Source organism: Isoptericola nanjingensis, from assembly GCF_050311635.1.
In the GTDB taxonomy this organism is placed as follows: domain Bacteria; phylum Actinomycetota; class Actinomycetes; order Actinomycetales; family Cellulomonadaceae; genus Isoptericola; species Isoptericola nanjingensis.
This window is the reverse complement of sequence record NZ_JBNOZL010000008.1, coordinates 113,413-131,127: the sequence shown is the minus strand read 5'-3', so window position 1 is coordinate 131,127 and position 17,715 is coordinate 113,413. Positions and strand designations below refer to the sequence as shown.

15 protein-coding genes are annotated in these 17,715 nt (G+C 75.5%); 9 read left to right on the top strand and 6 right to left on the bottom strand.

Annotation, left to right across the window (positions count from 1 at the left end; all coding sequences use genetic code 11):
• Positions 1–50: 50 nt before the first annotated feature.
• The 4 genes from ACQP6G_RS16845 to ACQP6G_RS16830 all read right to left on the bottom strand — a co-directional run bounded on the left by ACQP6G_RS16845 (position 51) and on the right by ACQP6G_RS16830 (position 7,180).
• Entirely contained in the window at positions 51–2,426 is a 2,376-nt protein-coding gene (locus tag ACQP6G_RS16845; protein WP_429765963.1) for an RNA degradosome polyphosphate kinase, read from the bottom strand.
• Positions 2,427–2,475: 49 nt separating this feature from the next.
• Positions 2,476–3,471, bottom strand: coding sequence for a mycothiol synthase (mshD, locus tag ACQP6G_RS16840; protein WP_429765962.1), 996 nt, complete (start codon positions 3,469–3,471; stop codon positions 2,476–2,478).
• 332 nt (positions 3,472–3,803) lie between these two features.
• Entirely contained in the window at positions 3,804–5,819 is a 2,016-nt protein-coding gene (acs, locus tag ACQP6G_RS16835; protein WP_429765960.1) for an acetate--CoA ligase, read from the bottom strand.
• A gap of 524 nt (positions 5,820–6,343) precedes the next feature.
• Positions 6,344–7,180 (bottom strand): HAD family hydrolase, encoded by an 837-nt coding sequence (locus ACQP6G_RS16830; protein ID WP_429765959.1) that lies wholly within the window; start codon positions 7,178–7,180, stop codon positions 6,344–6,346.
• Positions 7,181–7,285: 105 nt separating this feature from the next.
• Here ACQP6G_RS16830 and ACQP6G_RS16825 point away from each other — a divergent pair, with 105 nt between their 5' ends.
• The 9 genes from ACQP6G_RS16825 to ACQP6G_RS16785 all read left to right on the top strand — a co-directional run bounded on the left by ACQP6G_RS16825 (position 7,286) and on the right by ACQP6G_RS16785 (position 13,953).
• Positions 7,286–7,933, top strand: a complete 648-nt coding sequence (locus ACQP6G_RS16825) for a winged helix-turn-helix domain-containing protein (RefSeq protein WP_429765958.1) — start codon at positions 7,286–7,288, stop codon at positions 7,931–7,933.
• Positions 7,930–9,252 carry an MFS transporter gene (locus ACQP6G_RS16820; RefSeq protein WP_429765957.1) on the top strand — a complete coding sequence of 441 codons (1,323 nt, stop codon included), beginning with the start codon at positions 7,930–7,932 and terminating at the stop codon, positions 9,250–9,252. The genes ACQP6G_RS16825 and ACQP6G_RS16820 overlap by 4 nt, the downstream gene beginning before the upstream one ends.
• 90 nt (positions 9,253–9,342) lie before the next feature.
• Complete coding sequence (locus tag ACQP6G_RS16815) at positions 9,343–10,158, top strand: P-loop NTPase (RefSeq protein WP_429765955.1); 816 nt, start codon at positions 9,343–9,345, stop codon at positions 10,156–10,158.
• Entirely contained in the window at positions 10,155–11,315 is a 1,161-nt protein-coding gene (locus tag ACQP6G_RS16810) for a TadA family conjugal transfer-associated ATPase (RefSeq protein WP_429765954.1), read from the top strand. The genes ACQP6G_RS16815 and ACQP6G_RS16810 overlap by 4 nt, the downstream gene beginning before the upstream one ends.
• Positions 11,303–12,010, top strand: coding sequence for a type II secretion system F family protein (locus tag ACQP6G_RS16805; protein WP_429765952.1), 708 nt, complete (start codon positions 11,303–11,305; stop codon positions 12,008–12,010). Before ACQP6G_RS16810 ends, ACQP6G_RS16805 begins: the two co-directional genes overlap by 13 nt.
• The gene (locus tag ACQP6G_RS16800; protein ID WP_429765950.1) at positions 12,007–12,660 is read left to right on the top strand and encodes a type II secretion system F family protein; all 654 of its coding nucleotides are present in this window, start codon (positions 12,007–12,009) and stop codon (positions 12,658–12,660) included. The genes ACQP6G_RS16805 and ACQP6G_RS16800 overlap by 4 nt, the downstream gene beginning before the upstream one ends.
• Positions 12,661–12,806: 146 nt before the next feature.
• Positions 12,807–13,073 (top strand): DUF4244 domain-containing protein, encoded by a 267-nt coding sequence (locus ACQP6G_RS16795; RefSeq protein ID WP_429765948.1) that lies wholly within the window; start codon positions 12,807–12,809, stop codon positions 13,071–13,073.
• Between the two features lie 83 nt (positions 13,074–13,156).
• Complete coding sequence (locus ACQP6G_RS16790) at positions 13,157–13,474, top strand: TadE family type IV pilus minor pilin (RefSeq protein WP_429765946.1); 318 nt, start codon at positions 13,157–13,159, stop codon at positions 13,472–13,474.
• Positions 13,471–13,953: an Rv3654c family TadE-like protein gene (locus tag ACQP6G_RS16785; RefSeq protein ID WP_429765944.1), complete on the top strand. Its 483-nt coding sequence runs from the start codon at positions 13,471–13,473 to the stop codon at positions 13,951–13,953. Before ACQP6G_RS16790 ends, ACQP6G_RS16785 begins: the two co-directional genes overlap by 4 nt.
• A 29-nt stretch (positions 13,954–13,982) precedes the next feature.
• Here the strand turns inward: ACQP6G_RS16785 and ACQP6G_RS16780 are convergent, their stop codons facing one another.
• The gene (locus ACQP6G_RS16780; protein WP_429765942.1) at positions 13,983–14,852 is read right to left on the bottom strand and encodes an HpcH/HpaI aldolase/citrate lyase family protein; all 870 of its coding nucleotides are present in this window, start codon (positions 14,850–14,852) and stop codon (positions 13,983–13,985) included.
• Positions 14,849–17,443, bottom strand: a complete 2,595-nt coding sequence (locus ACQP6G_RS16775; RefSeq protein WP_429765940.1) for a DEAD/DEAH box helicase — start codon at positions 17,441–17,443, stop codon at positions 14,849–14,851. The genes ACQP6G_RS16780 and ACQP6G_RS16775 overlap by 4 nt, the downstream gene beginning before the upstream one ends.
• Positions 17,444–17,715 lie beyond the last annotated feature (272 nt).

The following is a 17,715-nucleotide window of genomic DNA, read 5'->3' as shown; positions in this document are numbered from 1 at the left end:
ACGCCGTGGTGCCCGCCGCCCGGCGCACCCGTGCCGCCCTCACCGCGCCCTCATCGAGCCCGCTCGGGCCGACGGCGGTGGCGGTCGACGAGCTGCGCCTGCAGGTCCACGAGGGGCACGCCGTCCCGCCCGACGGCGTGCCGCACCCAGGTGTCGTCCGGCTGCAGGTGCCACGTGGAGGTCTCGTCCGACATGGACGCGTCCATGAGGTCGAGGAGCTCCGCGACCTGGCCCTCGTCGGCGATCCGGACCAGGGCCTCGACGCGCCGGTCGAGGTTGCGGTGCATGAGGTCGGCCGAGCCGATGTACACCTCCGGGCCGGACTCCGGCCCCTCGCCGATGGCCGGGCCGGCCGCGTTGGCGAAGGCGTAGATCCGGGAGTGCTCCAGGAACCGGCCGAGGATGGAGCGAACGCGCACGTTCTCGCTCAGGCCCGGCACTCCCGGTCGCAGCGCGCAGATGCCGCGGACCACCAGGTCGACCTTCACCCCGGCCTGCGAGGCGCGGTACAGGGCGTCGATCGTGGCCTCGTCGACGGCGCTGTTCACCTTGATGCGCACCCAGGCGTCGTGCCCGGCACGGGCGGCGGCGGCCTCCCGCTCGATGCGCTCGACGAGGCCCGCGCGCACGGCGCGCGGCGCGACCAGCAGCCGGTGGAAGCGCGACTGCGGGGCGTACCCCGAGAGCTGGTTGAACAGGCGCGTGAGGTCCTGGCCGACGTCGCGGTCGCACGTGAGCAGCCCGTGGTCGGTGTACATGCGGGCCGTCTTCGGGTGGTAGTTGCCGGTGCCGACGTGGCAGTACCGGCGCAGCCCGTCCGCCTCCTGGCGCACCACGAGGGACAGCTTGGCGTGCGTCTTGAGGCCGACGATCCCGTACACGACGTGCACGCCCGCCTCCTCGAGCTTGCGCGCCCAGGAGATGTTGGCCTGCTCGTCGAACCGCGCCTTGATCTCGACGAGCGCGAGCACCTGCTTGCCCGCCTCGGCGGCGTCGATCAGGGCGTCCACGATCGGGGAGTCGCCCGACGTGCGGTACAGCGTCTGCTTGATCGCGAGGACCGCCGGGTCGGCGGCCGCCTGCTCGAGGAACGTCTGCACCGACGTCGAGAACGAGTCGTAGGGGTGGTGGAGCAGGATGTCCCGCTCGCGGATCGCGGCGAAGACGTCGCGCGCCGTGGCGGACTCCACCTCGGCGAGCTGGCGGTGCGTCGTCGGGACGAAGGGCGGGTAGTGCAGCGACGCGCGCTCGATGTCGGCGATGACGTTGAGACCGGTGAGGTCGAGCGGCGCGGGCAGCTCGTACACCTCCTCCTCGGCCACGTCGAGCTCGCGCACCAGCAGCTCGCGGATGCGCGGCGAGATGCCGTGCGCCAGCTCGAGCCGCACGGGCGGGCCGAACCGGCGGCGCAGCAGCTCCTTCTCCATCGCCTGCAGGAGGTTCTCGGCGTCGTCCTCCTCGACCTCCACGTCCTCGTTGCGCGTGACGCGGAACGTGTGGCTCTCGCGCACCTCCATGCCCGGGAAGAGGTGGTCGAGGTGCTGGGCGATGACCTCCTCCAGCGGCACGAACGACGTCTGCGTGCCGCCGCCCTGCGTGGGCGTGGGGGCCGACGGGCGGCCGCGGTCGTCGACGGCGATGAACCGCGGCAGCAGCGGCGGCACCTTGACGCGGGCGAAGTGCTCCTTGCCCGTGAGCGGGTTCGCGACGACGACCGCCAGGTTGAGCGACAGCCCTGAGATGTACGGGAACGGGTGCGCCGGGTCCACCGCGAGCGGCGTGAGCACGGGGAAGATCTGCTTGCGGAAGAACTTGTGCAGACGCTCCTGCTCGCGGACCTCGAGCTGGTCCCAGTGCACGATCGTGATGCCCTCGGCGTCGAGCGCCGGCTGCACGTCGGAGCGGAACACCTCCGCGTGCCTCGTCATGAGGCGGTGCGCGCCCTCGCCGATCGTCTCCAGCACCTGCCGCGGGCTCAAGCCCGACGCCGCGGTGACGGCGATGCCCGTGGCGATGCGCCGTTTCAGGCCCGCCACCCGCACCATGAAGAACTCGTCCAGGTTGGACGCGAAGATCGCGAGGAACCGGGTGCGCTCCAGCAGCGGCAGCGACGGGTCCTCGGCCAGCTCCAGCACCCGCTCGTTGAACGCGAGCCAGCTCAGCTCCCGCTCCGCGAACCGGTCGTCGGGCAGCGGCTCGAGCTCGACCGCGGCGGCGACGCCGTCGGACTCCGGCTCCTCGGCGATGTGCTCGGCGATGTGGGCCGCGAGCTGCGGGTCCAGGGGGCGGGACGGCGCGACGGCCGTGGAGCGCGGGCGGCTGTCCGTGACCTCGGCGGCCACGACGGCGGTGTCCGGCGCGGCGGAGGGGCCGCGTCCGTCGCGGGACCGGGACGTTCGGGGGCGCGACGCTGTCATGCCCCCCATCGTGGCACCGATAGGTGAACGGCGGGTGACGAAGTCCGCCGCCCCGTCGCTACGCACCCGTGGGTCGCGCGTACTGGACGTCCACGGCGGCGCGCTCGAAGCCGGCGCTCGCGTACGTGGCCAGCGCCGGCGCGTTGTCCCCGTCCACGTAGAGCACCGCACGGTCGCAGCCCACGCGCGCCAGGTGGCGCAGCCCGACGGCGGTGAGCGCGCGGCCCAGACCTCGGCCCTGCGCGTCGGGGGAGACGCCGACCGCATAGATCTCTCCGGAGCGGCTCTCTCCGTCCCGGGAATTGTCCGGCTGGTCGTTCTCGACCTTGGTCCACAGGAAGCCGAGCGGCTCGCTGCCCGGGCCGGCGGCGTCGTCGCCGGGCACGACGAGGAAGAAGCCGTCGGCGTCGAACCAGGGCTCGCGCCGCCGGTCGTGCAGGTCGTCGACCGTGAGGCGGCCCTGCTCCGGGTGGTCCGCGAACGCGCGCGCGTTCAGCCGCACCCACGCCTCGTCGTCGGCGTCGGGGCGGAACGTCCGCAGGGAGAGGCCGGGCAGGTCCGGCACGTCGCGCGCCGCGTCGTCGGGCCCGAGGGAGCGCGCGAGCACGAGCAGCTCGCGCGCGGCCTCGTAGCCGTGCGCCGCGGCGAACGCCCGCGCCGCGGACAGGTCGCCGTGCGCCCACACCCGCAGCGGCTTGCCGCGCTGGCCCGGGGCGCCCGAGAACATCGGCAGCCGCGCGTCGCGCTCGGCGGTGCGCAGCAGGACGCCCCCGACGCCCCGGCGCCGGTGGTCAGGGTGCACCACGAGCTCGGCGCTCGCGTCGTCGCCGCCGCGGTCCACCTGGAGGTAGCCGACGACGGCGCCCTCGTCGTCGCGCGCGACGACGTGCGTGAGCCAGTCGGCGTCCGTGCCCAGCCGCAGCAGCGGCTGCTCCGACAGCGGGGCGACGCCGTCGTGGGCGGACGCCGCCGCGGCGAGGGCGCGCACGGCGTCCTGCGCGGTCGCGTCGAGCGCGTCGAAGGACAGGGTGGGCTGGACGGGCGAGGTGGGCACGACCCCATTGTCGCCGAGGTGGCGCGGATCTTCGTGAGGTGGTGGACCGACCCCCCACGTCACGAGAATCCGTACTACCTGGCGGAGATCCGCACTACCTCGGCGGGGTGATGACTTCCGCGCCGCCGGGCGCGCCGTCGCACCGGGGGGAGTGGGCGGGTGGGGAGAGTGCGACAGGGTGGGACGTCCTCGTCTCTCGTGCGACTCGGCACGCGCTGCGCGTGCGGTCCCCGAGTGGTCGAGGCGTCGCCGCCGTTCCGAGGGCCGAAACGGCCAAGCCGAGCCTGCCGGGGTCGTGAGGACCCCGACAGGCCCGGCCCGTCGTACCGCTGTCAGTCCTCGTTCGCCGCCGACGGCTTCGCGAGACCCGCGGAGATGAGGTCCATCACCGAGGAGTCGGCGAGCGTGGTCGCGTCGCCCACGGTGCGGTTCTCGGCGACGTCGCGCAGCAGGCGGCGCATGATCTTGCCGGACCGGGTCTTGGGCAGCTCCGGCACGACGAGGATGCGGCGCGGCTTGGCGATCGGGCCGATCTCCTTGGCGACGTGGTTGCGCAGCTCCTGCTGGACCTCCTCCGCGCCCTCCGGCGTCGAGGCGCGGTCCGCGTGCTCGCCGCGCAGGATGACGAACGCGACGACCGCCTGGCCGGTGGTCTCGTCGTTGGCGCCGACGACGGCGGCCTCGGCCACGACGTCGTGCGAGACGAGTGCGGACTCGATCTCCGTGGTCGACAGGCGGTGGCCGGAGACATTCATGACGTCGTCCACGCGGCCGAGCAGCCAGATGTCGCCGTCCTCGTCCTTCTTCGCGCCGTCGCCGGCGAAGTAGAGGCCCTCGAACCGCGACCAGTACGTGTCCTTGAAGCGCTGCAGGTCGCCCCAGATACCGCGCAGCATGGACGGCCACGGCTCGGAGAGCACGAGGTACCCGCCGCCGCCGTCGGGCACGGAGCGGGCCTCGTCGTCGACGACGTCGGCCACGATGCCGGGCAGCGCGACCTGCGCCGAGCCGGGCTTGGTGGCGGTGACACCGGGCAGCGGGCTGATCATGATGGCGCCCGTCTCCGTCTGCCACCAGGTGTCGACGATCGGCGCGGTGTCGCCGCCGATGACGCGGCGGTACCACATCCACGCCTCGGGGTTGATGGGCTCGCCCACCGAGCCGAGCACGCGCAGGCTCGACAGGTCGAAGCCGGCGGGGATGTCCTCGCCCCACTTCATGCAGGTGCGGATCGCGGTCGGCGCGGTGTAGAGGATCGACACCTTGTACTTCTCGACGAGCTCCCACCAGCGGCCGCGGTGCGGGGTGTCCGGGGTGCCCTCGTACAGCACCTGGGTGGCGCCGTTGGTCAGCGGCCCGTAGACGACGTACGTGTGCCCGGTGACCCAGCCGATGTCGGCGGTGCACCAGTAGACGTCGCTCTCGGCCTTGAGGTCGAAGACGTTCTTGTGGGTGTACGCCGCCTGCGTGAGGTAGCCGCCCGTGGTGTGCAGGATGCCCTTCGGCTTCCCCGTCGTGCCCGAGGTGTACAGGATGAACAGCGGGTGCTCGGCGTCGACAGGGACCGGCTCGTGGAAGGTGTCCGCGCGCTCGAGGGCGTCGTGCCACCAGACGTCGCGGCCGTCGGTCCAGTCGACGTCCTGCTCGGTGCGACGGACGACCAGCACGTGCTCGACAGTCGTCGCCGGCTCCCCGTCCTTGGGGCCGATCGCCTCGTCGACGGCCGGCTTGAGGGCGGACGGCGCGCCCCGGCGGTAGCCGCCGTCGGCCGTGATGACCAGCTTGGCCTCGGCGTCGGCGATGCGGCTGCGCAGCGCGTCGGCGGAGAAACCGCCGAACACCACCGAGTGCGGGGCGCCGATGCGGGCGCACGCCAGCATCGCGACGACCGACTCGACGAGCATCGGCAGGTAGATGACGACACGGTCGCCCTTCGTGACGCCCAGCGACGTGAGCGCGTTCGCGGCCCGGGACACCTCGCGCTGCAGGTCCGCGTAGGTGACGGTGCGGGTGTCGCCCGGCTCGCCCTCGAAGTGGATGGCGACCCGGTCGCCGCGCCCGGCCTCGACGTGCCGGTCCACCGCGTTGTAGGCGGCGTTGAGCTGCCCGTCCGCGAACCACCTCGCCACGGGCGCCTCGGACCAGTCGAGGGTCTGGGTGAACGGCGTGGACCAGCTGACCAGCTCCCGAGCCTGGTCGGCCCAGAACCCGAGCCGGTCGGCCTTGGCCTCCTCGTACAGGGACGGCTGGGCGTTCGCCTGCGCCGCGAAGGCGGGGCTGGGCGGGAACGCTCGCGTCTCGTGCAGCAGGTTCTCGAGGCTGGGGGCGGTGGTCTCGTTCTCTGGCACGCTTACCTCCGGTGCGCATCGTCGCTGGTGCGTTCCCCGTCGGGACGACGGCGCGTCGCGACCCCGGGGACGGCGGCGCCCCGCGGGGCCCCGCCGTCGGGAGTCTAGACCTCGCGCGTGACCGTGGTCACGCTGTCCCACGGTTTGGCCGCACTCCTTGCAAAAGTGGTCCCCGGACCCCTCGTACGTCGCACCGCGACGTCGACCGGGTGCAGGCGTGGCACGACGAGCTGGGCTGGGTGGACGGGTACACGGACGCCGTCCTCGCCGACGAGTGGGCGGGTGCGCCTGAGCGGCAGCCCGCGGGCTGAGGCACCTGGCCCGGGCACGAGGACGGCGCCCGGGTTGCAGGACACCGAGCGCCGTTCTCGCCAGCCCGGACGCGGGTAGCAGGCGCTTGGTCCGATCACTGGGTGGGGTCGTTCCCACCGAGTGGGTCCTCAACCGGGGACTTCCTTAGCGTGGGTCCCGGCGTCCGGCTGTCTCCCTCCATGGAACGCCCGCCCGGGCGGGCGTGCAAGCGCTCAGGCGCGCCGACGCCGCCACCAGCGGCGGAGCAACCAGGCGGCCACGACGGCGACGACGACGCCGCCCGCGGCGAGAGCCACGGCGGGCGGGCGGATCGCGGAGCGGAGGGCCACGGGACGGGAGAACGTGAGCACGCCCCAGCCGTTCTCGGCGGCCACGCGGCGCAGCGTCTTGTCCGGGTTGACGGCGAAGCCGTGCCCGACGGCGCCCAGCATCGGCGCGTCCGTCACGGAGTCGGAGTAGGCGTAGCTGCGCTCGAGGTCGTAGCCGCGCCGGGCGGCGAGCTCGCGCACGGCCTCGGCCTTCTGCTCCCCGTACGCGTAGAACTCGATCTCGCCGGTGTACCTGCCGTCCTCGACCGCCATGCGGGTGGCGACGACGTGGTCCGCGCCCAGCACGGTGGCGATCGGCTCGACGAGCTCGGTGCCGGAGGCAGAGACGATGACGACGTCGTGACCGAGCTCGTGGTGCTCGGCGATGAGCTCCACGGCCTCGGCGTAGACGTACGGGTCGATGAGCTCGTGCACCGTCTCGGCGACGATCTGCTGCACCTTGCTCACCTCCCAGCCGGTGGCGAGCTCGGACAGGTGCTTGCGCATCCGCTCCGTCTGGTCGGCGTCGGCGTTGCCCGCGTAGAAGAGGAGGTGCGCGTACGCGCTGCGCAGCACGTCGCCGCGCGTGATGAGGCCCCCGGCGTAGAACGGCTTGGAGAACGCGGCCGACGAGCTGGTCGCGATGATCGTCTTGTCGAGGTCGAAGAACGCTGCGACGCGCGACCGCGACGTCGTCGTCGCGGGTGGTGACGTCTCGCGCGGTCCTGGTCGGTCGGTCACGGGCCAGAGCCTAGCCGGGAGGATCGCCGCGGTGTCCGGGGTCTCATGCACAACTCTTGTGCAGAGATCTTGTGCACAAGAGTTGTGCATGGTTATTCTGCACGCATGGAGCCGACGCCGGAGCGCCCGTACACCCACCTCGAGCTGACCGCCGAGGCCGCCAAGGTCCTTGCCCACCCGCTGCGCTCCCGGCTGCTCGGCGCGCTGCGTCGTGGCGGCCCGGCGTCGGCGACGGCGCTCGCGGCCGAGCTGTCCACCAACACCGGCGCCACCAGCTACCACCTCCGCAAGCTGGCGTCCGTCGGCCTCGTGACGGACACCGAGGAGGGGCGCGGCAAGGAGCGGCTCTGGGCGGCGGCCACGCAGAGCCACGGCTGGCGCGACTCCGACTTCGGCGGCGACGAGGACGCCCAGACCGCGCTCGGTTGGTTGGTGCGCGACTACCACCGGCAGTTCGACACGAACTACGCCCACTGGCTCGACGTGCAGGAGAGCTGGCCGAAGGAGTGGACCGACGTCGCCGGCATGACCGACACCTGGGTGGACGTCACGCCCGAGCAGGCGGCCGCGATGGCGGACGAGCTCGAGGCCGTCGTCAACAAATACCTGCGCGTCGGCACCGGCGACCCGCGCGCGCGGCGCCTGCACCTGTGGCGGTTCCTCTTCCCGCTCGACGCCGACGACGTGCCCGACGCCGACGCCAGGACCGCCGCCGTCGACGACGGGCCCGAGAGCGAGGACGACGAGTCATGAGCCCGCAGCGCGTCTTCCTCCTGCTCACGGCCACCCGGTGGTTCCCGGTCGGCCTGGTCGTCACGGTCACCACGCTGCTGCCGATCGAGCGCGGCCTCACCGTGGCCCAGACCCTCAGCCTCGCCTCGGTGATGGGCCTCGTCGTGTTCGCGCTCGAGCTCCCGACCGGCGGCACCGCCGACGCCGTCGGGCGGCGTCCCATGCTCGTCGCCTCCGCCGTGGTGCAGGTGCTGGCGGCCACCACGTTCCTGCTGGCGCAGTCCTTCTGGGCCTTCCTCGTCGCGTCGGCGCTCATGGGCATGTTCCGGGCGCTGGACTCCGGCCCGCTCGAGGCGTGGTTCGTCGACGCCGTGCACGCGAAGCACCCGGGCGCCGACGTCGACCGCACGCTCGCGCACCAGGGCACCGTGCTCGGGGTGTCGATCGCCCTCGGCGCGCTCGTGTCGGGCGGGCTGATCTGGTGGCACCCGTTCGCCGCGTGGTCGGCGCTCGCGCTCCCTTACGCCACGTACTGCGTCCTCGCCGTGGTGCACCTGGTGATGGTCACCCTGCTCGTCCGGGAGGCTCCGCGTCGCCCGGCCGACGCCGCCACGGTCGTGCCCGTCGGACGACGGCGGTGGCGCGCGGCGGTCCGGTCCACCGTCGCATCCGCGCGACAGATGCCCGCGGTCGTCGCCTCCGGTCTGCGGCTCGCCCGGGACAGCCGCGTGCTGCGCGGCCTGCTGCTGGTGGAGCTCTTCACGGCGACCGCCATGGTGGTGTTCGAGTCCCTGCAACCCGTCCGGATGGCGGAGCTGCTCGGGGGCGAGGCGCAGGCGGCGGCCGTCATGGGCCCCGTCGCCTCGGTCGGCTGGGGGACCTTCGCCCTCGGCGCCGCGCTGTGCGGACTCACCAGCCGCCGGTTCGGGGTGGCCCGCACGGCGATGGCGTCGCGGGTCCTCAACGGGCTCGGCGCGGTGTGGATGGGGCTGGCCGGCGGGCCCGGGATGCTCGTGGTCGCCTACCTCGTCACGTACGGGCTGCACGGCAGCTCGGGGCCGAGCTACAACGCGCTGCTGCACCGCGAGGCACGGCGGGACAACCGGTCCACCGTGCTGTCCCTGGCATCGATGGTGGGCTTCGCGTCCTACGCCGTCGCGTCGCCCGCACTCGGCTGGGTGGCGCAGACGGCGTCGACGTCGCTCGCGATGGTGCTCGGCGGGGCGTTCAGCGTCCTCGGCGTCCTGTGCTTCCTGCCGGCGCTGCGCGCGGAGCGGGAGCGGGGGCGGCGACCTGTCGACGAGGTGGACGACGTTCCGCAGGACGCCGCCGCGGCCTGACGCCGCACGGAGGCCGCCCCCAGGCGAGCGTCGTCCACAGATCCTCGCCCACCGCCCCGACGGGTGAGCGCTGCGGACCAGCCTGGGCGCATGGACGACGCACCCATCCGCACGCTGCCCCGGCCGACGGACACCAGGCCGACGACCGCCTGGCCCCCAGCCGGGCCTGCGGCCTGGCCACCGGGGCCAGCACGCCGCACGGTCGCCGTCGTCGGCGCGTGCGGCGGCGCCGGGGTGAGCGCCCTGGCGGCGGCCCTGGCCCAAGGGCTCCGGCGGGCGGGGGAGGGCGCGGTCCTCGTGGACCTCGACCTGCCGGGCCCCGGCGTCGACGTGCTGCTCGGCATCGAGGACGAGCCCGGGGCCCGCTGGCCCGAGCTCGCGGCCGCCCGAGGGGAGGTCGACGGCGTCGGCCTGGTCGCGGCGCTACCCCGCTGGCGCTCGGTGCCCGTGCTCTCCGGTGCCCGCCTGAGCCCCGCCCGCCCCGACGACGCGGTGGTCGTGGACGTCTGCACCGGCCTGCTGCGTAGCGGCGAGACCGTGGTGCTCGACCTGCCACGACCCGCGGCCTGGACCGCGGCCGCGCGGATGCTGGTGGCCTCCGCGGACGTGGTGGCGCTCGTGGCCCCCTGCACCGCTCCCGGTGTGGCCGGGGCGCTGGCGACCTGGGGCGAGCTCGTCGAGCTCGGCGTGCGGGACCCGTGGCTCGTCGCGCGGCGGCCTGCGCCCGGCCGCGTCGACGCGGCCGCCCTGGGCGACGCCGTCGGGCTCCCGGTGGCCGCGACCGTGCGCGCGGACGCCCGCCTCCCCGCCGCCGTCGACCGTGGCGACGGGCCGCCTGTCGGTCGGCGTACACCGCTCGGTCGTGCCGCGGCCTCGCTGGTGGCGGCGCTGGCGGGTGCGTCGTGACCGCCCGTGCGCTCGTCGACCGCGACCTGCTCGACGACGTGCGGGCCCGGGTCGGCACGTCCGGGACGGCGCTCGACGACGCCGCGGTCCGCGACGCCCTGCGGGCCACCGGGCGGGTGTTCGGGTCGGCGGCGCTGAGCGACCTCGCGCGCGCGGCGCGGGCCGAGCTCACCGGCGCCGGGCCGCTGCAGGAGCTGCTGGACGCGCCCGACGTCACCGACGTGCTCGTCAACGGCCCGCGCGACGTCTGGGTGGATCGCGGCGACGGGCTCCGGCGGGTGGACCTCGACCTCGGCACCCCCGACGCCGTGCGGGCGCTCGCCGTGCGGATGGCGGCCGTCGCCGGGCAGCGGCTCGACGACGCGGCCCCGACGGTGGACGCGCGCATGCCCGACGGGACCCGGCTTCATGCCGTCGTGGAACCCGTCGCACCGGCCGGCGCGGTGATCGCCCTGCGGGTGCTGCGGCAGGCGGCGCACTCCCTGGAGTCCCTGGTCGCCGGGGGCGGGCTGCCGCCGCAGTGGGAGGCCGTGCTGCGCGCGCTCGTCGCGGGCCGGGCCAACCTGCTCGTCACGGGCGGCACCGGCACCGGGAAGACCACGCTGCTCGCCGCGCTGCTGTCCCTGGTGCCGCCCGCCGAGCGGGTGCTCGTGGTCGAGGAAGCCCGCGAGCTCGCCCCCAGGCACCGGCACGTGGTGTCCCTCGCGGCCCGGCGCCCCAACGTCGAGGGCGTCGGGGAGGTCACGCTCACCGAGCTGGTGCGCGGCGCCCTGCGGATGCGGCCGGACCGGATCGTCGTCGGCGAGTGCCGGGGCGCCGAGGTCCGCGAGCTCCTCCTCGCCATGAACACCGGGCACGACGGCGGCATGGCCACCGTGCACGCCAACGCCGTCGAGCATGTGCCCGCTCGCCTGGAGGCGCTCGCGGCGCTCGCCGGGATGCCGCGAGACGCCGTCGCCGCGCAGGCGTCGGCCGCGCTCGACGTGGTGCTCCACCTGCGGCGGGGCGGCGGTCGTCGGCACCTGGCCGAGATCGGCCTCGTCGGGCGGGACGACGACGGCCGGCTGTCGGTCCGTCGTGCCGCCGTGTGGGCGCCGGGCACGGACCCGCGACCCGACGGCGCGTGGGAGGAGCTCGTGCGGCGGTGGGCGTCGTGACAGGGCTCGGGGCGGGGGCCGGCGCGGGGATCGCGGCGGGGCCGGCGGCCGTCGGGCTCTGGGTGGCGCTCGCCGCGTGGCTGGTGCTGGCCCGTGGCGGGCGCCGCGCGGAAATCCTCGCTCGCCCCACGGTCGCGCGCCGCACCTGGTCGAGGGCGCTGCGGCGCCGGGGACGGGACGCGTCGACGGGGGCGGACGCGGTGCGGGTCGCCGTCGCGCAGGTGGTGGCGCTGCTGCGGGCCGGGGCGCCGCCGGCAGCGGCCTGGTCGCGCGCGCTCGCGGTGCCCGTCGACGCCACCGGGGTGCCCGACCCGGCGGCTCTGGCACCGATGGTCGGCGGGGCCGGCCACGCTCGGTCGGTCGTGGCCGCCGCGGTGCTCTCCCGGGATGTCGGGGCTCCGCTCGCGTCCGTGCTCGACGCCGTGTCCGGGGCGCTCGTGGCCGAGGCGGAGGCCCGCGGGGAGCGGGAAGCGTCGTTGGCCGGGCCGCGAGCCACGGCGCGCGTCCTGATGTGGCTGCCCCTGCTGGGCGCCGCGCTCGGCTGGGTGCTCGGCGCCGACCCGCTGGCGACGGCGCTCGACGGCGGCGTCGGCTCCGTCGCGGTGTGCCTGGGGCTCCTGCTGCTCGCCGCCGGGTGGGCGTGGACCCGCCGGCTGGTCGCGGCCGCGCGGGCGGCGGGGGAGGAGGCGGCATGAGCTCGCTCGCCGACGGTGCCGGCGCGGTCACCGTCGCGGGGGCCGCGTTGACGGTCGTGGTGACCGTGCTGCTCGGCGCAGGGCCGTGGTGGCTGGCGCGCGGTGCCGCCGACCGGCGGGTGGCGCGCCTGGCCCTGGACGGTCGTGCACCCACCCGCGCCGACGGGCCCGCGGCGGATCCCGTGGACGTGCCCGTCGTGCTGGAGCTCCTCGGAGCGGCGCTCCGCGCGGGAGCCGGCGTCCCGCGGGCCCTCGAGGCGACGGGCGCGGCGCTCGCCGGCGCGACGTCGCCGGGGGCCTCCGGGGTGTCCGGCTCGAGCTCGGCCGACGGCGTGGCCCTGCGAGCGGCGGCGGACGCGCTGCGGCTCGGCGCGGACTGGGACGGCGCGTGGCGCGACGCCCCCGGCCGGCTCGGCCCGGCACACCGGGCGCTGCGCGGGGCCTGGACCGACGGAGCGTCCCCGACAGGCGCGCTACGGGCAGCGGGGGAGGAGCTGCTGCGTGCCCGTCGGTCCGCCGCGCGCACGGCCGCGGCCAGCCTCGCCGTGCGGCTCGTGCTGCCGCTCGGCGCCTGCTACCTGCCCGCGTTCGTGCTGATCGGCCTCGTGCCCGTGCTGCTCGCGCTGGGCGTCGACCTGCTGTCCGGGTGACCGTGCCCGGCCCACGACGACCCGGGCGCCGCCCGGGTCCGCCGCGCCCGCCCGGCCGGGCGGACGCGGCACGACCCGCCCGGACCGTCCGGCGCAGGTCGCGAGAAGGACACCGCAAGGAACGACCGAAGGAACACGGAGGAGCCATGACGAACGAGGACGACGGCCGCGTGGCGGCCGAGCGCGAGCGGGAGCCAGGGACGGCACCGGACGGTGGCGTGATCGCTGGTCCGGACACGGGAGCGGGGTCGGAGCCCGCGCCCCTGGACCCGGAGGCCGGGCTGGCCACCGCGGAGTACGCCGTCGCCACCGTGGCGGCGGTCGGGTTCGCCGGCCTGCTCATCGCGGTGCTTAAGAGCGACACCGTCCGAGGCCTGCTGGAGAACATCATCAGCTCGGCGCTGTCCGTCTGATGCGCCCGCACCGCAGCAGGGGCACCCGCACGACGCGGGCCCCCGGGGAACGGTCACGGGGGGCCGACGGAGAGCGTGGCGCGGTGACGGCCGAGCTCGCCGTCGGGCTGCCGGTGGTGGTCCTCCTGCTGGTCGCGGTGCTCAGCCTCGCGGCCGCGTCCACGGCGCAGATGCGCGCCCTGGACGCGGCCCGGGCCGGGGCGCGCGCCTACGCCATCGGGGAGGACGACGCGGCGGCGCGCCGGGCTGTCGCGCAGGTCGGCGGCGACGACGCGGAGCTGACCGTCACCCGGGACGGCACGTGGGTGCGGGTCTCGGTGACCCGGCCGGTGGTGGGCGGGTGGTTCGCGGACGCGCCCGTGCGGGCGTCCGGGGACGCGACGGCGTGGGTGGAGCCGTGAGCGCCGCGTGCGGCGGGGTGCACGAGTCCCGGCCGGACCCGCGCGAGAGCTCCGTGAGCCGGGAGCGGGGCGCGGGGACCGTCGTCGTGCTCGCGCTCGCGGCGGTGGTCGTGCTGCTCGCGCTGGCCGTCGGCGCGCTGGGCGCCGCGCAGCGGGCACGAGGGGCGGCCCAGGCCGCGGCGGACCTGGGCGCGCTCGCCGCCGCGACCGCATGGCGGCAGGGCGCCGACCCGTGCGCGACGGCGACCGAGGCCGTGCGCCGCAACGGCGGGCGGGTGGTGGCGTGCGTCCCAGAGGACGGCGGCACCGTCGGCGTCCGGGCGACGCGCGCCGCGCTCGGCCCGGAGGTGGGGCCGTGGGTGGGCTCGCTCGGCGACGCCGCCGCGCACGCCCGCGCGGGGCCACGGCCCGGTCCTGCTCCTGGGCCCGCGCGGCAGCCCGAGGCCGAGCCGCCATCCCGACCCGGACCGTCGCCGTGAGGCGCGCCCGGGCCGGACGGCGGCGGGGATCAGGAGGGGTTGACGTTGAACAGCGCGGCGCGCTCGCTGATCTTGCGGGCGCGTGCCAGGCGGGGCTTGTCCGAGCCGTCCCGGATCACGGAGCCCGACGCCTCGAAGTCGGCCAAGAAGTCGATCGCCCACGCGACGTCCGCGCTGGACGGACTGAACGACTCGTTGATGACAGCCGGCGTCTCCAGGTCCAGGCAGAGCTTGCCGGTGAGGCCGAGGGCCACGCCGTCCGCCGACTGCTCGCGCAGCAGCGAGTGGCTGGTGCCGACGGTGGGGCCGTCGATCGGCCCGGGCAGCCCGCCGATCCGGCTGGCGGTGACGAGGCGCGAGCGCGGGTACGCCATCGCGAGCGACTCGTTGGCGGTGCCGGTGTCGCGACGGTAGTCGCCGGAGCCGAACGCCAGGCGGAAGGCCCCGGGCGCGCGAGCGATGCTCACGGCGTCCTCGATGCCGAGCGCGGACTCGACCAGCGGGATCACCGGCACGCTGCCGCCGAGCCGCTGGGCCGTGTCGATCACCTGGTCGGGCGACTCGGTCTTGGCGAGCATGACGCCGCGCAGGCCCTTCGAGTCCCACAGCGCGCGGACGTCGTCGGCCCAGGCCTGCGAGCCGCGCTCGTTGATGCGCACCCAGGCGCGACCGCCCGCAGAGAACCAGTCGAGCACCTTCTGGCGTGCCTCGTCCTTGCGGCTGTCGTCGACCGCGTCCTCGCAGTCGAGGATCACCTGGTCGGCGCGGGAGAGCTGGGCGGCGTCGAACATGTCGTCGCGCAGGGCCGACAGCAGCAGCCACGAGCGGGAGTTGGCTGGGTCGACGCGCGTGTCCTCGCGGGAACGGCGGCGTTCGGCGAGGTCGATCTCGGTAGTCACCTCACGATGGTAGGTTCCGCCGGCGCGTGGCTCAGCACGGCATCCAACAAGCGCAGGGCCGCGGACTTGTCGAGGGGCGCGTTGTCGCTGCCGCACTTGGGCGACTGGACGCACCCCGGGCAGCCCTCCGCGCAGGCGCACGCGGCGATCGCGTCCCGCGTGGCGCGCAGCCAGCGGGCGCCCAGCTCGTACCCGCGCTCGGCGAAGCCGGCGCCGCCCGGGTACGCGTCGTACACGAAGACGGTGGCCTCCCCGGTGTCGGGGTGCACCTCGGTGGAGACGCCACCCAGGTCCCACCGGTCGCACGTCGCCAGCAGCGGCAGCAGGCCGATCGACGCGTGCTCGGCCGCGTGCAGGGCGCCCGGCGTCTCGTCGGGGGAGACGCCCGCCGCCCGCAGCACGAAGTCCGGCACCGACCACCAGACGGCGGTCGTCGCGAGCGTGCGCGACGGCAGGTCGAGCGCCTCCGTGCCGAGCACCTGCATGTCCGGCAGGCGGCGGCGCTGGAAGCTCACCACCTGGCTCGTCACCTCCACCGGGCCGAGGCCCCACCGCACCGGGCCCCAGTCGCGGCCCTCCACCGGCCGGTGCCCCTCCTCGTCGATCGCGATCTCCATGACCTCGTGCGACCAGGTGCCGTGCTCCACGTCCTTGCGCACCACGAGGGCCACGTGCTCGGCGAGGTCCAGGTGGTCCACGACGAACGTCGCGCCCTGGTGCACGTACACCGCGCCGTCGTGCACCTGCCCGTCCGCCGAGCCGGCGTCCACCGTGCCGAGCATCCGGCCCGTCGTCGCCTCGACGACCCGTACGGGCCGTCCTCCGGAACCGCGCAGGTCGGCCATCGACGACGCAGGCTGCGCGTGCGTCCAGTACCAGCCCGACGGCCGGCGCCGCAGCGCGCCGCGCGCGACGAGCACGTCGAGCACCTCGCGCACCGCCCGCGGGTCGCCGAACGCGGCGAGGTCCTCGGCGCGCAGCGGCACCTCCTGCGCGGCGGCGCAGAGCTGGGGCGCGAGCACGTGCGGGTTGGCCGGGTCGAAGACGGTGGCCTCGAGCGCGGCGTCGAACACCGCCTCGGGGTGGGTCACGAGGTACGTGTCGAGCGGGTCCTCGCGCGCGACGAACGCGACCAGGCCCTCGGCGCCCGCGCGGCCGGCCCGCCCGGCTTGCTGCCAGAGGGACACGCGCGTCCCCGGCCACCCGGCGACGAGCACGGCGTCCAGACCGGAGATGTCGACGCCCAGCTCGAGCGCGTTGGTCGTGGCCAGCCCGCGCAGCTCGCCGGTGCGCAGGGCCTGTTCGAGCTCGCGCCGCTCCTCCGGCAGGTACCCGCCCCGGTAGCTCGCCACCCGGGACTCCAGCCCCGCGGCCACCGGCCGCAGGTGGTCGCGCGCCTGCTGCGCCACCGACTCCGCACCCCGCCGCGACCGGGTGAACGCGAGCGTGCGCGCGCCGTGCGCCGTGAGGTCGGCGAGCAGGTCGGCCGCCTCGGCGGTGGCCGACCGGCGCGGGTGCTCCGCGGCGCCGCGGGTCGTGAGCACGGCCTCGGCCTCGTGCTCGGTGTGCGTCGCGTCGAGCGGGTCGGGCAGCGCCCAGGGGTCGTCGTCGTGCGTCGGCGTCTCCCCGGTGGCCCGCGACCGGTCGAACCCCGCCACCTCCGGCGGCTGCCACAGCGCAAAGGTGCGTCGTCCGGCGGGCGACGCGTCCGCCGTGACCGCGACGACCTCCTCGGGCGCCACCCCCACCAGCCGCGCCGTGCTCGCCGCGGGCTCCGCCGTCGTCGCGCTGGCCACCACGAACACCGGCGACGTGCCAGACCGTGAACGCACCCCGGTGAGCTGGGCGTCTGGCAGGTCCGGAGCGTCGGGCGGCGTGTCAGACGGACGGAGCACCCCGGCGAGCTGAGCGTCTGACAGGGGACGGTAGTGGGCGGCCAGCCGGGTGAGCCGCCGCAGCACCAGCGACACGTGCGCCCCGAAGACGCCGCGGTAGGCGTGCCCCTCGTCGACGACGACGTACCGCAGCCCGCGCAGCAGCCGCGCCCAGCGCCGGTGGCCGGGCAGCAGCGAGAAGTGCAGGAAGTCGGGGTTCGTGAGCACCACGTCGGCGTGCTCGGTCACCCAGCGGCGCTCCTCGGTGGGGGTGTCGCCGTCGCAGGTCGCGACGCGGGGGCGGGCCCCGGGCATCCCCGCGACCAGCCGCTCCAGGCCGGCGAGCTGGTCGGCCGCCAGCGCCTTGGTGGGGGAGAGGTAGAGCACGGTGGCGGGCTCGGCACCGCGCACCGCAGTGAGCGCGGGCAGCCAGAACGCGAGGGACTTGCCCGAACCCGTCGACGTCGCGAGCGCGACGTGCCGCCCGGACCGGGCGGCGTCGGCGGCCTCGACCTGGTGCGCCCAGGGTCGGTCGACGCCGAGCGCGCGGTAGCCGTCGACCACGCCCGGGTCCGCCCAGGCCGGCCAGTCCGTCGTCACGCCGGCGCGCGCCGGGAAGGTGCGCACGTGCGTGAGCCGGTCCGCCCGCGCGCCGTGCGCGGTGAGCACGTCGAGCAGCGGGTGCTGCTCGGGCTCGAGGGCAGGGACGGCGGGCACGGCCGACAGTCTTGCACCGCGCGGAGGCCGTGCGTCTCGTGCGTACGAAGGCTCCGCCGTGGGGAATCTGTGTCCTGACATCAGGGTGAAATCACCCGAAAGCAGTATTTCTCCGCACCATCGATCGAGGATCTCCCGCGCTGCCGGCACCTCCGTCCCCCGGAGCCGGGCCGCGCTCCCGACGCCGACGAAGGACGCCTCGATGCGCCATGCCACCGTGGCGGCGACCGCCGCTGCTCTCCTCCTGATCTCGGCCGACCCGGCCGTCGCGG